The 15,071-nt window shown below is 53.4% G+C and carries 10 protein-coding genes and 1 pseudogene; 6 read left to right on the top strand and 5 right to left on the bottom strand.

What is annotated here, in order from left to right:
- Positions 1 to 450 precede the first annotated feature (450 nt).
- From DWA01_RS07660 to DWA01_RS07640, 5 genes are all read right to left on the bottom strand, one after another.
- On the bottom strand, positions 451 to 705 hold the full coding sequence (locus tag DWA01_RS07660) for a hypothetical protein (RefSeq protein ID WP_114285249.1): 255 nt from the start codon (positions 703 to 705) through the stop codon (positions 451 to 453).
- A gap of 152 nt (positions 706 to 857) precedes the next feature.
- The gene (locus tag DWA01_RS07655; RefSeq protein ID WP_114285248.1) at positions 858 to 2,387 is read right to left on the bottom strand and encodes a S8 family peptidase; all 1,530 of its coding nucleotides are present in this window, start codon (positions 2,385 to 2,387) and stop codon (positions 858 to 860) included.
- 301 nt (positions 2,388 to 2,688) lie between these two features.
- On the bottom strand, positions 2,689 to 4,248 hold the full coding sequence (locus DWA01_RS07650; RefSeq protein WP_160115974.1) for a S8 family serine peptidase: 1,560 nt from the start codon (positions 4,246 to 4,248) through the stop codon (positions 2,689 to 2,691).
- A gap of 25 nt (positions 4,249 to 4,273) precedes the next feature.
- Positions 4,274 to 5,215, bottom strand: coding sequence for a phosphatase PAP2 family protein (locus tag DWA01_RS07645; RefSeq protein ID WP_200832519.1), 942 nt, complete (start codon positions 5,213 to 5,215; stop codon positions 4,274 to 4,276).
- Between the two features lie 44 nt (positions 5,216 to 5,259).
- Positions 5,260 to 7,257 (bottom strand): AfsR/SARP family transcriptional regulator, encoded by a 1,998-nt coding sequence (locus DWA01_RS07640; protein WP_160115973.1) that lies wholly within the window; start codon positions 7,255 to 7,257, stop codon positions 5,260 to 5,262.
- Positions 7,258 to 7,259: 2 nt separating this feature from the next.
- Between DWA01_RS07640 and DWA01_RS23815 the strand changes: the two genes are divergently transcribed.
- The 6 genes and pseudogenes from DWA01_RS23815 to DWA01_RS07610 form a co-directional block, all read left to right on the top strand.
- Positions 7,260 to 7,385 carry a hypothetical protein gene (locus DWA01_RS23815; protein ID WP_268807707.1) on the top strand — a complete coding sequence of 42 codons (126 nt, stop codon included), beginning with the start codon at positions 7,260 to 7,262 and terminating at the stop codon, positions 7,383 to 7,385.
- A gap of 99 nt (positions 7,386 to 7,484) precedes the next feature.
- Positions 7,485 to 7,853: an IS3 family transposase gene (locus DWA01_RS07635; protein ID WP_136057685.1), complete on the top strand. Its 369-nt coding sequence runs from the start codon at positions 7,485 to 7,487 to the stop codon at positions 7,851 to 7,853.
- Between the two features lie 1,264 nt (positions 7,854 to 9,117).
- A complete protein-coding gene (locus DWA01_RS07630; RefSeq protein ID WP_114285244.1) occupies positions 9,118 to 9,729 on the top strand; it encodes an autoinducer binding domain-containing protein in 612 nt (203 codons plus the stop codon).
- A gap of 275 nt (positions 9,730 to 10,004) precedes the next feature.
- Positions 10,005 to 10,487, top strand: a complete 483-nt coding sequence (locus DWA01_RS07620; RefSeq protein ID WP_114285242.1) for a hypothetical protein — start codon at positions 10,005 to 10,007, stop codon at positions 10,485 to 10,487.
- Between the two features lie 13 nt (positions 10,488 to 10,500).
- On the top strand, positions 10,501 to 14,448 hold the full coding sequence (locus DWA01_RS07615; RefSeq protein ID WP_114285241.1) for a hypothetical protein: 3,948 nt from the start codon (positions 10,501 to 10,503) through the stop codon (positions 14,446 to 14,448).
- Between the two features lie 169 nt (positions 14,449 to 14,617).
- Positions 14,618 to 15,061 (top strand): annotated as a pseudogene (locus DWA01_RS07610) (ATP-binding protein); the annotation flags it as partial.
- Positions 15,062 to 15,071: the final 10 nt, after the last annotated feature.

Genomic DNA, 15,071 nt, shown 5'->3' with positions numbered 1-15,071 from the left:
TTCCGGTACATCAATGGGTTCTATAACCCTCGACGGCGGCATTCATCGCTTGGTGGAAAAAGCCCCTTGGCCTTCGAACGAAAGGCCGCCTAACATGAGATGAGAGACCGGAACTTTTGCGCGGCAAGTCCACCTGACTGCTGCACCAAACACCTTCCGACGAGAAGGGCGGAGAGTCGCCAGTTTCTGCGCTCTGGACACACTCTATATGTGGTTTCGTTGAATAGGACTGAGGAGCGGCTTTAAAGTGGGACTGGTCCAATCTGAAATTCGAAAGCTTCCGCGCCATGTGAAACTAAAACAGCGAATGTTGCTGCGATCAGTTTAAAATTTGACATCAATAGACCTCCCACATCAATCCAAGAGGGCAATTTGCATCGCCAGAAATTTGAAACATGCGTAAACGCGGGTCGGAATTGGTCATATATTCAGGGTTAGGAACACAGCGCGTCATTCAATACTGACGTCTTCATCCAATTCAATTCTTACGACATCGTCGCGCTGTGACAGTAGGTAAATCAATTTTACTGTCAGGTCGGTCGCTACCATATTCAGCTCCGGAATTGGTTCTGCAACCCGAACATCCATACTCTGCAGGAGCGCGAATAAGTCATCGCATTCCGGCTGGAAGATCACAATAACCGGATGCAGGCCGGTTGGGTCGATGCCAATATGTTCTTTCAGCTTGTTATCTAGTTTTTCCATCAAGAATTCCCGATCCTCGCGTGCACCACAAATGAGACGGTAATGACAGCAGCTGCCTGTTTGATTGTCATTCCGGAACTCCGCCTACGCGCTGTGGATCATAACACATTCCAGTGCGAAATGACGCCCGCAGGCGTCATTTCATATTCATGTCAGCGTACGGCGCGATATGCGTTTACCAGACCAAAGCCAAAGGCTATGTCCCGCCCAGTTGGGGCAAGATCTGATGCAGTACGCCACATATGAACCCGGATGCGATCACCATGCCAGGACGGATGGCGCCGCTTGATCAGAGCAGCGACGCCTGCCACATGTGGCGACGCCATCGAGGTGCCGCTCAGTCGGCGATAAGTGTTGGGCGGATAAGTGGACCAGACATTGACGCCAGGTGCGGTAACTTCCACTTGGGGGCCAAAACACGAAAAAGGTGCACGCCGCCGGTTACAATCTACTGCCGAGACCGCCATAAAGGACGGACAACGAGCCGGATTACCAACCGGGCCATTGTTGTTTCCAGCCGCTGCAACTGCAAGAATTCCGCGACTGCGCATCAAACGCCCGGCTCGCTCATAAGCGCGGCTGTATTGACGCGGATCATGAGTATTTGATCGGCTTCCAAGGCTCAGATTGGCAATATGCATCCGCGCGCGATAGCACCAGACCAAGCCGCCGAGAATCCAGCTTGAGCGACCTGACCCCTGGCGGTTCAAAACCTTCACCCCATAGAGTCGGGCATGCGGGGCAACGCCGACGACGCCGCGGTTGTTACGCAACGCGGCAATAGTACCCGCGACATGGGTGCCGTGGCCGTGATCGTCAGCCCAGGACCTCACGCCAGGTACAAAACTGGCTCCCCCATAGACACGCAGGTCAGGATGGCGCGGAGCAATGCCTGTGTCGACGACCGCGACCCTCGCACCTGCACCAGTAGAATAGCGCCAGGCATAAGGTACATAAATGATCCGCAGGCCGCAGGTGATATAGTCGCGGATCGCACGCGCCGCTTCGCTGTCCAGCGCTACGCCGTTCCTCACAAGCAGCTTATTGATCATCTCTTCACTGACATCAGTCGCCTGATTGTCGGTTAATTCTGTCAGTGCGCACTTGATTATGCAGCGGATCAGAGCCGCGAGCTTTTCTTTGGGAATTCCGGCCGCGTCTCCGGTTGATGCGACGATAGGATCACTGACAGCAGAGAGAGCGAAAACCTGCCCAGCCTCGTCGAAATCAATTTCGTCGTCAAATTCCGGAATCACCTGACTGGCACGGTCTGCTGCAACCAGCAACTGTTCATCCGTCGCGATCTCACCGTTTTCGATGTCCATCTGCGCAGCATCAACCTCTTCGGATGCTTCCGGGTCTTCATCGGCAACATCGTCGGGGTGGGATTCCTCATCGCCGGTTTCCGACACATGTGCCCATACGTCCTCTTCAACAGCGGCCACGCCTTTGCGTTTGCTTAGATCGCTTGCCTCTTTATCCGTCAAGTCAACGGTGACCGTGCCAATTTCTTCGGTGGTCAGTGCAGCGGTTTCATCGATATCGCCGGTTCCCATCAGGGTCGAAACAGATTCATGCGCTGAGACGTCGCTCCGCACACTTGTGACCTGCTCCATTCCCGCCTCAGCGGCAGAAAGATCTTCATCAAGGACAACAATACGAGGGGTTCTTTTGGACGCCATGACGGTCTCCTATTCATAACTTTAAAGAAACAGGGGCTCGAGAAAACCGAGCGCCCGGGAGGTGCGTTCCAAGTCACCCGCTGGGAGTTGAAATAACCTGTTGCTGAAAATGTCTTTGCCGTGCCGGGCAACTCAGAACGCAGGAGGAATATGACCTGGGTTCATCAATGGTGCGAAAAGGCAGCGTGAATGTTGCGTGAGTTTTGCAGGCGCACTCATTTCGAGGCCAAAACCGAGCGAAATCCGGCAACAAAACACCGCCGCACCCGCGGTGCGGCGGTGTTTTGTCCCTATTGGCGCATCAGCCCAGAATTTGGCTTATCGCTGCCTCGGCATCGACAAGCCCGCTGCCGAAGAAATTCTCAAACGTTTCGGCTTCTTCTCCGTCTGAATTCATGCTGTCGGTCTTAAGCGAAATATCACCCTGCATGGTTGGCATTGTCCGTCGCGCTGTGCTCGCCAGCAATCCCTTAATATCACAGCTATCACGCAGAGTTCCATGGGTTGCAGAGCTTCGTTCAGCACGACGGATTAGCGCAATCACTCCCCCCACCAGAGCACACGCACCGGACGTGCCTCCAAACTGCGTATACAAACCAACTTTTTCTGTTTTGTCGGCGCCGTTCCAGTGATCATCAGCACTCAATCCGCCGGTATCATATCCAAAAGCACCCGCAATATCTGTGCTCAAAAGTGCTTTTTGACTGTAGCTGATCTGCTGCGCGTCAACCGGCATAAGATAGTCCGATTTTTTTAGCTGAGACTTGGTGCCGCGAAGCTGGTGCCGGTTAAAAACTTCCATATCATCAGATGGTGCGACCAGCGTCAGACCTTCGCCATAGTTCGAATAACCCGCACGATACCCATTTGCGCTAAGTGCGCCGACGGCGATAATACCGTTTTCGCGGTTCGCCAGGCTGGCCGGATAGTTTAGCTGACTTTCCCCGTCATTGCCGGCCGCACAAACGATAGGAATGTGTTTGCTGATCGCAATAAACAGCGACCTGACCACGCGCCAAAGCCTTTGCCCAGTAATGGAGTGCTGCGCCGATGCGGTATCGATTTCCGAAGTGTTCTCGCTGAGAACATCTATACGGTGCAGGAGATCGGCGGCTTCGTGATTGCTCCAGCTTTCGAGTTCAGCCTTAAAATCTTCTTTGGGACTGATTGCAGATGCATCAGGATCAGGCAGCCCGCGCGGCAACACGATTACGTCTGGCGACTGAGCCCAAGCGTATAGCAGCGCTGCGACAAACTGCAGAGGGTCATTGTCAAAACCGGTACGTACTGAGACTAGACGCGAGAAAGGGTCAACTCCAAAATAAGGGAGCACTCCGGGAGTGGGTTGTTTTTCTGAGTCGTTACATATTTCAGGGCCACCGACGATCAGGCCGCTGACTGCCGTCCCGTGCGATGCAAAGAGCCCCTCTACATCACCGTGCCCGCGCGCCTCCCCCCGAGAAGCGATGAGATACCGGACAATTTCCTGAAATAGGGCATTGTCCCTGGCAGAAAGCTCTTCAAGGCTGATACCGCTGATGTCGAGATCCGCGAAATATTGCGCTTTATCTGATACCCGTTCCTGATCACCCCGCACCAGCCGGGCGCCAAAAGGTGTGCCGGTAAAATCAATTGAACGGTCCGCATCAACGCGACCGATCAGGTTCGGATGAGAAAAGCTGCATCCAACATCGATTAACACAACGGTAGAAGGTAGTTGCTTGCCCTTCTCGTTTATCCGGTCCCAAAGAGTGTCAGAGACATTTATTCCCTGGCTGTCACAAGAGATCACCCCAAGTGAAACCAAATGCCAGAGATAATAGTATTTTGATTGTTCGGGCATTTCGTCGACGATTTTCATCCTACTCATCTCCTGTGTCATTAAATCAAATCCATTCTTGCTGAACCGCCTGATAACGGTCCGAGAATGCTTCGGCTAAAAGCGGCGCAAAGCGTCGGGCGAGCGTCTTCCCGGCAGCCGTATCGCTGGGGTAGTGAAGACCCGCCCATTCCCGGTTCTGGGCAACATTGAGTGCGGCCTCAGACAAGACTTGTGTCGCCGGGTGTTCAGGCAGGATGGTGTTAAAAGCATAAGCAATGGTGTGACACTGAAAGGAGTGGTTGCTGGGATAGGCCTCATGCGCAGGGTTGGGCAATAGCGGCAGCAGGCGCGGCTCGAACTGATTGGGTCGCAGCCGGCCAAACATGTTCTTGTAATACAGACCGATATATTCGGTGACGGTCAGCAACTCTAGAAACAAGGCTTCGGTGATGACGAACCCCGCCAACCCGTCAATGCCGAGCGGTCTGGTGAAATTACTCAGATCCAGCGTCGCCTCGCGTATGATATCCGGCGTGCGCAGCCGCCGCTCTTTTCTATTTTGCTGCATTGCCAGGAGAAGGCTGGTCTCGAACCTGCCGTGATCCGGTCCGGGCGGCGGCGGAATCACGATATTTGTCCATTCGCCCGGCAATTTCTTTTGTATGTCCCCTGTCCCGGCCCGGTGAAGCCGGAGCAGCGCTTCTGTCGGCATCAGGGCGCCACTCGTGCCCTGGACACCTGGTGACTGCACCTTGTTTTTATTTTTGTTCTTGTTCTTATTTTTGTTGAGAACGGATTTGTTGAACGTGTTTTTGTTCAGCACCATCCGAACTGCGCTTACGCCGCCGCTTCCGCCGGTTCCCGTGCGATGTTCGACCGGAACTTCTGCGATCTCATAGGTTGCGCTGTCAAATTGCAGACCATCCCTGTCAACAAAGATCTGACCATTACTCAAAAATTCGGCAATATTCTTGCACAAATGCGGTGTGGTTGTCCTGTCTTTCATGAGATTATCCTCCAGTTGAAAATGACTTGGCGCAAATCAGGTAATCAGTGTCGGCCGAAACCTGCCTTACGAAGACCCAGCAAGAACCGTCGTCCACCTTCGGTTGTCAGACCCGGATAACCCGAGCCGCGCAAAACATCGGTTGAAAAATCCGGCTCAACATCAATCAGGCGCTGTCGGAGCGACTCGACCATCTGAACGTTGCCAAGATGTGCGTGGCAAGAGATCAGATAACGCAGGATCGAATTGAATTTGGGGCGCTGAACCATCGCGCGTTCACCCGCTGCAATAGAACCTTTATGATCTCCTGCAAGCGCTGCGGCTATGCATTTGGTTGTGTCAAAATAATAGCTAAACGGTGTATTCGCTCCCAAATGCTGTGCCCATGAGGCCATCGCAAGAGATTTTTTCTCCTGTCCGGTATAGGCGTGCAGCATGGCATACAGATCCCATCCGATGGTTTGTTCCGGATCTGCTTTCAGGGCGCGCTCAAACAGCGAAGCTGCCATGTCGTATTCGCAGAAGAGATAAGAATGGATATGTGCGGCAAGCGACAGAACCAAAGGATCAAACTCGTCTTCTTCGAGCGCCCGGGTTGCATAGTACTGCGCCTCGGAAATCTGCGCGGCTGCGTCGGGCGTGAACCGTTGGCCCACCTGAAAGGATTTGGCAAATGCCATCCAGGCATAAATCTGGGCACTCGGCTGTTGCTTCAACAACGTTGCGAGTGTTTCCTCAGCAGTATTCAGGTCACTGGCTGAAAGTCTGAATATCTGATTGATACACCCGATCAGCTGGCCGGCACCGGCCATCTGCAAGTTGGTTGCAAAACGTTTCAGATGCTCGCCAATCTGATTAACGGTGCGCGACGCCAACCCGTTCAATAATGGGCAGGCCGGATCGGAAAAGACCTGATCCTCGAACGAATGACCCGCCGACCAGATTATTACACCATCAGAACCAGTCGCGATTTCGATTGTCAGCCTCACACCGGCTGCGTGTCGGATTTCAGAGATACGTACCAACAGAGGTATTTCGACACGGGAGCCGCCAAGTCCCGAATGCGGGACCGGATGGTTTTCAATTGTCCTGACAACGTTGATACGGCCCATTTCATACAGATTACGGGTCAGTTTATCAGCCAGAAGTGCGGCGCGCGCACTGCTGGCACAACTGGGATTTGCGATATCCATCGCTTGCAGGCCAATCGCCCAATTGTTCTGCCCTGCGCCCAATTTATTGGCTTCAGAAAGTCCTGACCTAACTTGCAGGTTTTGTTCCTGTACCGGATCAGGTGCGCGTGAGAGACCAAGAACATCTTCGGGGGATCCGCTTTGCTGCGAACCAGAGTTCTTTGTCAGCAGATCCGAGAAACGCCGTCCCCAGATTTGACGCTCGAGCATCAACCAGCTTTCAAATTCCGGATCACAGATATCAAACCCTTCCAGAAAATGCTCGGAAACCGTGTCCATACTAAAAGAGACAGAACAACTTTTGTGTTCGACTTGCTCTAAAAATTCGATTGCATCGACTGTGACGCGTGACAGATTTAGTGTGACAGCATATTTATCGGAGTGCAGGATGTCTTTGTGATCAGGTCCAAGGGACTTGCGGATATCCAACAAGGCCTGACGCAAGCTGGCTGAGGCCTGATCTTCACCACGATCGCTCCAGAGCTTGTCCCGCAACCAGACACGTGACCGTGATCCACGCGGTGCCAGTGCCAGCATGGCAAGCGCTGCCTTGGATTTTTGGTTTTTTGGTGTGAGGCGAGTTCCCGCTCCATCCAGCACGCAAATAGGGCCGAAGAGAAATATGTTTAAACCAAATTCACGCGCTTGCCCGGGGTCCATCTGGATACCTTGTGTATATTGCGTGCTTCCAGAAACTGGAAGATCCGCAATAATATCGGAAAATCGGGTTTTGTGCAAAATTGGGTGTGTGAACATCAGGGACCAGGCAGTTGGGGAATCTGTTGTAAGTGAACGCACATTGCGTGCGTCACGTAAGTACAGCGTGAATTTTGTGTGAAAGGCGGGCAATTGTGACCCTCAGAATGCACTTCGCTGCCTTTGAAGGCACGTCCGCCGTGTTTGAGCGCGGCGGACGGAAGGGGCCTGAAGTTGATGAAAAACAAATCAAAGAACTGCATGCAAAGATCGTGGGGTGAACCCGCGAACGCCATGTGTTCGAGCGAGCGGGTGAGCGCTGTCGCCGACGATTTTTTGGAAAGAAAGCTCAAACCGTGGACCGGAAGGTGAGGCGCGGTTTGATTGAACGTGATCACCCTGATTTGTCTGTGGGCAAGCGGTGCAAGCTTCTGTCGCTCTCGCGGTCGTCGTTTTACTATGTGGCCAGCGGCGTGACCAACCTGAATCTCGCTCTGATGTGCCTGATCGACAAACAGTTCCTAGAGACACCGATCTATGGTGTGCGACAAATGACCTGCCATTTGCGCAAGAAAGACCATCTGGTGAACGAGAAGCGCGTCCGACGCTTGATGCGGCTCGTGGGATTGAGACCTATTTACCAGAAGCCCAAAAGCCACAAGGCAGAAAAAGGTCATAAGATTTACCCTTATATACTGCATGGTTTGCGGGTGACGTGTCCCAATCAGGCCCTCCTCTCGGACATATAAACATGCCATGTCGGGCAACGGGTGCTCGGGCACCACCTTTATCCCGATGCGGCGTGGGTTCCTGTATTTGGTAGCAATCATGGATGGGCACACGCCTAAATTTCTGGCGTGGCGCATATTGAATACCCTTGAAGCCGGATTTTGCATCGAAGCTTAGAACGAAGCAGTCCACAAGTTCGGTCCATCCGAGATGATGAACACAGACCAAGGTTCCCAATTTACATCCTTTGTCTGGACGGATCGGCTGAGGCAGTCAGCCGTACGGATTTCGATGGACGGCAAGGGCTGGTTCCTCGACAACATCTTCCCTAACGGTGATGTTTGAGTGTCTTTGGGTTCTATGAAATACGAATGTGTCTACCTGCATGCCCGGAAAAGCGGATCAGAGGCCTGAACTGGAAACAGAACATGGATCGGATTCTACAACGGAAAGCACCCTCGTTCCGCCCTTAGCAGCCAACCGCCTGCCCTAGTCTATTGGCGAAGCAATGAAACAACCATTCCCGATCAGCAGGTGCTGCGAGTAGCTTAAATTACGCCGGATACTGTCCAACGATTGGGGAGCATCTCCGGTCCCTTCACGCGGTACCGAAGGAAGATTGAATTCCACCATAGCTTGCGCTACCCTTTGGTATTGATATTTTCCTCCCACCCTTGCTGCTGCATCGCGGTGCCGGCGGAGTTTACTTGACTAGCATATTGGAAAAGGGGCCTGGAATGGCCGCGCACAGGACCCAATCGCACCTATACGGGCTTCAGGAGCCGGATCGAGAACTTTGAGGACCAACCTGACCTGCAGATTAAACCGTGACCACGCCCATGATGAGACCGGCCCCCTCCCCCGACATCTTCTCGTTGCAGTTCCTGCCCTAGCGCAAGTTCGGTACAGACACCTCGCCCGGAAGGAACATACAATGCTGTCGTGATGATGTGGCAAGCGTGGCGCGTGGTTCGGTTGCTTTCCAGACGAACTAAGAAGTGGACACCGCGCAGATACCCGCCGGCGGCCAAAACGACCGTTTTAGGGCGGCGTATACCATAGACAAGATTGCCTTGAGAAAGGGACACAGCTTGTGCCTAAATCGGATGATTTCCTTGTTTTAGTGACTAAAATCGGCTGACCAGCGTGGTGTCAACGGCGGAGCAAAAACCTGCCAATGTGGCGGAGCAAAATCAGTCCGCGTTGTGTGGTGGATCTGCCGGGCAATATTGAGCGTATGTTGAGTTTTCTGGTTCAATTCTGAAGAGTGCGAGGTTGATTTCCATGTCCCGGAAGCATGAAGTAGAAAGCCTTTTCAGCGAATTGCAGCTGATTTCACCATTTGGCTATTCAGCACGGCTGCACATTCGCTTTGCAGCGCCGCTTTTATTCAGATCAACCCAAAGTAGGCTCTGGACAACCAAATACGATGAGAATGCATTTGCTATGCGAGACCCGAGAATTTTCTGGGGGCTGAGTATATGTGGTGTAACCCGCTGGAGCGAAATAAAATTTCCGGACCCCTTTCACATCCTCAAGCTGGCGAGAGAGCACGGTATGTGCTTTGGAGCAGCTGTATCCTGTGGACCTATCACGTCACGCAGCATTATCGTCGTTGCACGGGAAGACCAGGAATTTACCGACGAGGAAATTGAAAAGCTAAAAGTTCTGACCCATGCTCTACATAAGGTTTGCGAGCCCCCTTCTGTGCTGACAATCTGCCAGATCGAAGCTTTAGTTCTTTTAGACGAAGGGTTCAGACACGCTTCCGCGGCCAAAAAACTCGAAATTTCAGTAAGTGCGTTAAAAGTCCGTCTGAGCTCTGCCCGAAAGCATTTAGAAGCCAGAACCACTGCGGAAGCGATAAAAAAAGCGCGGGAATACCGAATGTTGTAAAATATGGTCACTGCAGTGCAGCTTTCCGAAAGCGGCCATTCAGATGTTGTCAGAAGATACTAATTTGAGCCGGCTGAGCGGGTCTCTAGCATCAGGTTCTCCATAGGCAAATTGAGGCGCGCTCCAATCGATCTGACAGCATCTTTGCCTGACAGTATCCCAACGGGCCTAGGCTCACTTTGGAACAAAGTCTCCTTTGAGAACAACTGTTCAAAAACCTTGATGTGTTGTCGGGTCTCGACCATGATTTGGCCACTTGTGAGAGGTGGTTGAGCATGCTTACAGAAAAACAGAAAATGTTTGTGGAAACCTTCATTTTAGAGCGGTCTTTGCAAGATGGTTCCGGCGACCAAGAAGATTTTCCGCCTGACGTGTCGGATATCTTAGTGGCGCGAGACGCCTTCCAGTCGGCGACAGATTCAGCATCCCGAGGCTTGTCCAGCTTGATCGACAACCTTCTCTCCAAAGACCATCCCGGCCTTGCAGAAATCGCACTTATTGTTGGAAAAATCGCCAGTCAGATGCCGACCGGACTGATAGGCGAGCTTGACAAGATCGTGGCCAATGCAGCGGGACTCGACGGCAAAGTACCGACAGTGGGAGGGATAAGTGCAACGCGCAAATATCTGGTGGATAATGATGCCGCTCTTGAGCGCTGTGAAGACAATCCTCTTGGGGTCACATTGAACATCCGCGCATCAGTTTCCATTGCGCTGGAGCAAGTCGAACGCACGCTTAGTGCGCTGCATTCTCAGTAAGGAGACCGACAGCATGGGCAATGAATACGAGCCGTGGGTGAACTCGTGGGGGCTTGGGCGCGGGCGGCGGCCCGGCGGAAAGGTTGCGCCGAATATTTTTGCCAAAACCGAATTCCGCGACGATACACACCTCGAGCGCAGGCAGGCGGAAATCGACGCTATGACGGAGGCGGCCTGGCTTGAAACACTACCAGAAGACTTGCGGAATCGTTTTATCGCCGCCGCAGAGCGGGTCGAGGCGGCGTCTTTGGCGCTTCTTCCGGAGGCACTGCTTCAGGAAGGTGAACCGCCCAATATCCCCGAAGCCGCGTTGAGTTCACCGCTGCCCGATGACGACCCGGTTGAACCTAAGCCCCGGACCCGCCCGGATGAAGCCTTTGGTAAGGCGCTCAATTCCCGCGTTGAGGCGCGGATTGAGACTAATCGTATGGCGTTCAGGGATCAGGCCACCAGCGTCGCCGTGACCGAGGTCCGACAAGCCGAGCTGGCAAATCTGCTTGGAGCGGATCACCGGCTTGTACTGGCATATGGTCTGCGCACTATTCAAACCAAACGCGACGCCGATCTGCGTGCAGGCATGCGCATTGAGAACCCTTTCAGCTCTCCCTACCATCGCGACGAACCCGCAGAGATCCACAAAACAACGCTTGATTCAAAGTTAGAGTCTGAAATCGATCATGCCCCGCGTCAGGGAGAAGCCTATTACGTTTCCGACCGGACAGTGCTGGCAAAAATGCAAGCGCTCTATGGTGATGAATTGGGTGTGAAAGGAATCGGCGGGCATGAATGGACGTTCCATGAAATTGCCACCGGCATAGTGGCCATCGTCTTCGATCCACCTCTGGCCGATGTGGCACCCGACCATGAGGAGAACGCTGCCAAAGAAATCCGCCTGGAGAAACACAAGGAAATGGAACACCAGCTCTATTCGGTTGGGGGCTTTCCGTCAGCCTATGATATTGTCGCATCCACGACTGAAAACACTGTTGATCCGTTGAGCGGGCCCGAACCTCTCGGAGAAGAACACTCGAACGCAGCATTGATCGCCGACGTTCTTGCGAGCGATGCAATCATGACGTTCTCCCGCGCCGCGGATTCCGACCACCCGCTGCGTAATGTCGCAGACGCCAGTTTGCAGATGATCCATGGCTTGAAGGATGTTCTGGGCAAGCTGGAAGGCGATAAAGCTTCGCTGGTCGAACGCAACCCGATTGTCGCAAATGCCATCGGCCAAATTGGCACACTCAGCGAATTGATGCAGGCGCACCTTGATGATGCCCCCCGTTACGCACGTCTGTATGACCTTCTTGTGGACGAGGTCTTTCTTCTGCTTTCCATTGTGAAACCATATTCCAAAGAGGATGTGAAGATTGCAGCCGTTGATGGTTTGACGCGAAAATCTGCAACATTGGACGGTATGCTCAACGACAAGTCCTGCCAAGCAGAGAGCTTTTTGCTGGCCAGTGGCATGGACGCCATGTCGAGCGCGGTTGTGTACGCCTTGGCCAGTTTTCCCGAAGACAAGCACCTCACTCTCGGCGATAAAAAACTTGACGACGATGATAAACGCAAACTGACAGCAGACTACTTTGAGGTGGAGGGAGGCTTGTTGAAAAACACTGAGCTGTTCAATGCTCAGGGCAATGTCATGGTTCTAACGCTCAACCCTTCAACGCCTGTGACCACGGATGAAATGGATGGCCCACCGAACTGGGACGTCGCAAATGTGATCGGGAAGATCCAGCAACGCTTTGCCGACGCGCCGGGCACCCTGGAAAGCCCTGTCATTGCCATCCTCGACATCACCGTAGAAAAAGCACCTTCGGGTGGGGAAGACGAAGAACTGGAAATTCTGTTTAGCTCGATAGCAGAATTCTTGAAAGACGGCAGTCTGATCCTGACTGTTAACAAGAGTTATCAGAAATACCCCTCAATGGGGTCGGGCAAAATCCTCTCTGGCGGTGCCACCGTTATGGGCACCGGACCCTTCATGGATGCCATGTGTGATGGTTTGAGGGCGGATGAGACTGCGGGCGGCTGCCATGAGAAGGACGAAACCCAACTTGCGTGCCATTTCCTGACCCAAACAGCCGATCTGGAGCGGTCACTGCTGGCCACCGCCGCCGAAAACGCTGCTTTCGTGAAAGATTTTTTTGAGTTTCCCCAAATTGGCATGATGCAAGACGATGAAGCGAGCAAGCCCGCAGCAAACTACTTTGGTGAGGGGCTGCCCTATCTGGTCATTGGCGCGAAAGAAAAGACATTTGAAGTAGAACCACGCATCTGGGGCAATGAAACGAAGCCGTCCAGCAAACCGGCCCCGATGCACATTATGTGGGAAGTCGGCGTTGAGCAGAAAATGAGCTTTGGTTTTCACACAACTTCCGCGCTACCGATGCCCGGTGGAACACGCATCGCGCTAGGTCAGGAAGGCAAAGGAGATTTGGTAGAACTGCTTTACGCTGTGGGCAGGTTGACCAAAGAACTCCCGGAATTCAATACGCACACTCTGCCGATAACTTTGGTCGCCGATTTGAAACAGGAACAAGTGTTTGTGGGCGACGCATTGGTCGATGAGTTCGAAGGTGATTTAGCAAAGCTTAATGATGCTGCGCTTTGGCGGGAATTAGTGAAACAAAAGGCTCTGGAACAGGTAGAGCGTTTCGTAGACGGGAATCCCGACTTGCGGGGGCCTGGGTTTTCTTGGGAAGAAACCGAAGGGTCAGTGGCCGCGGCGATTGTTGGGAAATTCCCCAAAAAATTCCCCAAGTATACTGACCATCCCAAAGGGCAGCCAAGATTTTTCAGTTCTATCGAAGCGCTCTGCTACGACTGTGTCAAAGCGGGCATCATCGCGCTAGATGAGGATATGCGCCATGGCGTGACTGTGAAAGAAGTTGAAGCCGTTGCCACCAGCGCCGCTGCAGAAGCGATGCCAAGATCACTTGATGCGGTGGACGGCCAGCTTTTGGCTCTTTTGCCACTGTCAGAAGGACCGCCCGACGATGATGGAGGGCTTGCAGCCATGCGGGCGCGGTCTAAGGCTTCGAATTTTCTGGCGCGGATCTTGGCCAAGGCTGGCGTGTTGCCAGAGGCCACGATCGAACGCGAAGATTTCATATTAACGTCAGGAAAGGGGGGAGAAAACACTGTTCACAAAGTCATTACGGTGCCAACTCTCGATGATTTGCTGGAGCTCTATAAAGAATTGAAACTGGACGTTGATCCCGCAGAGAAAGGAGAGGAACGCGAAATACCTCTTTCGCCCGCAGACCTTCTACGCCGCCAATTGGCCCTCTACAACGCCGCGACGACTGTAATCCTCAGCGACGAAGACCGCGCGGGCGATGATCCTAATATCATGCATGGCAAAGTACAGCGTGCTTGGGACACAGGTGGTACACGGCTGCCTCTGGCCGATGATGCACCTGTAGAAGTGGCTTTTTTACCTAATATCGTGGCCTCTTGTGCGCTTCTTTCCGAGGCGGTTTTCAAAGACGCCGCCAATGCAGAAATGGCACGGGTAACTACGGACGCGTTAATGGATATCGGCATGGACGGCATTAGCAACGAGACGAAACAAGCGCTGCTGACGCGCCGTGTCGGTTTGATCGGAGAACACGAAAACCCGAGCGATGTGCTGGACGTGCTCAGGCGCGCCTGTTCGCTGATGCCTTACCCAGAAGGAGCGGCCACCGCAGTCATCGTTTCCCTGCCAGATACGTTTTTTGCGCCCGCAGGGGCAGAGGCAGATGGCGACCTCGATGAAGAGGCCGATATCGTGGAGCCTGCCGCAGGACTTGCTGATCAGGTGGTTGCGGCAATCTTCGATCGCTTGCCCGACCGATATGTGGAGGAGGTCCTGCACGTTCTCTTTGGCGGTGAGGGCATGCATCGCGAGCCTCAAGTTAGAAAGGCCGAGGTGGTTCAGCGCTATCTGGAACGACGCAGATTGAATTAGACTGCTGTTCCAGACGAGCTGTCTTGAGCCAACAACACTCTCTTATCAATTACCGCTATTTGGACCCATAGGCGCTGACGTCAGACAGTCGAGCACGAGTTCAAACCAGTGGGCCAAGGCTTGTTCGCATGCGGTGGCTTTGATTTACGCGGGGTCGCCGAGAAGAGCCGGCCCCTGTGGTGTGGGCAAAACATGGCTGGCCTGTGCGCTGGCAAAATCCGCCTGCCGGTCGGGAACAACCGTACTCTACAAACGCCTGCTGCGGTTGTTTGACGAACTGGAACTGGCCCACGGCGACGGTCGCTTTCCTCGCCTGTTCCGAAGCCTGACAAAAACCAACCCGCTGATCCTCGATGACTGGGGGCTGGACCGGCTAAATGCTGCTCAGCGCAGGGATCTGATGGAAATCGTTGAGGATAGGTATGAGGCTGGGTCAACTCTCATCACCAGCCAGGCGCCCATGGGCGCCTGGCACGATGTGATCGGTGAACCCACCTTTGCAGATGCCATCCTCGACAGGCTCGTCCATAACGCCTGCCGCATCGGGCTCGACGGGCAATCCATACGCAAAGCAAAATTCAAAACAGGTGACGAAACTGAGAACAACAGATAGCTAAAACCTA

Source organism: Candidatus Halocynthiibacter alkanivorans (assembly GCF_003333265.1).
Taxonomy (GTDB): domain Bacteria; phylum Pseudomonadota; class Alphaproteobacteria; order Rhodobacterales; family Rhodobacteraceae; genus Halocyntiibacter_A; species Halocyntiibacter_A alkanivorans.
The sequence above is the reverse complement of the archived record's forward strand: the minus strand, read 5'-3'. Positions and strand labels throughout refer to the sequence as shown.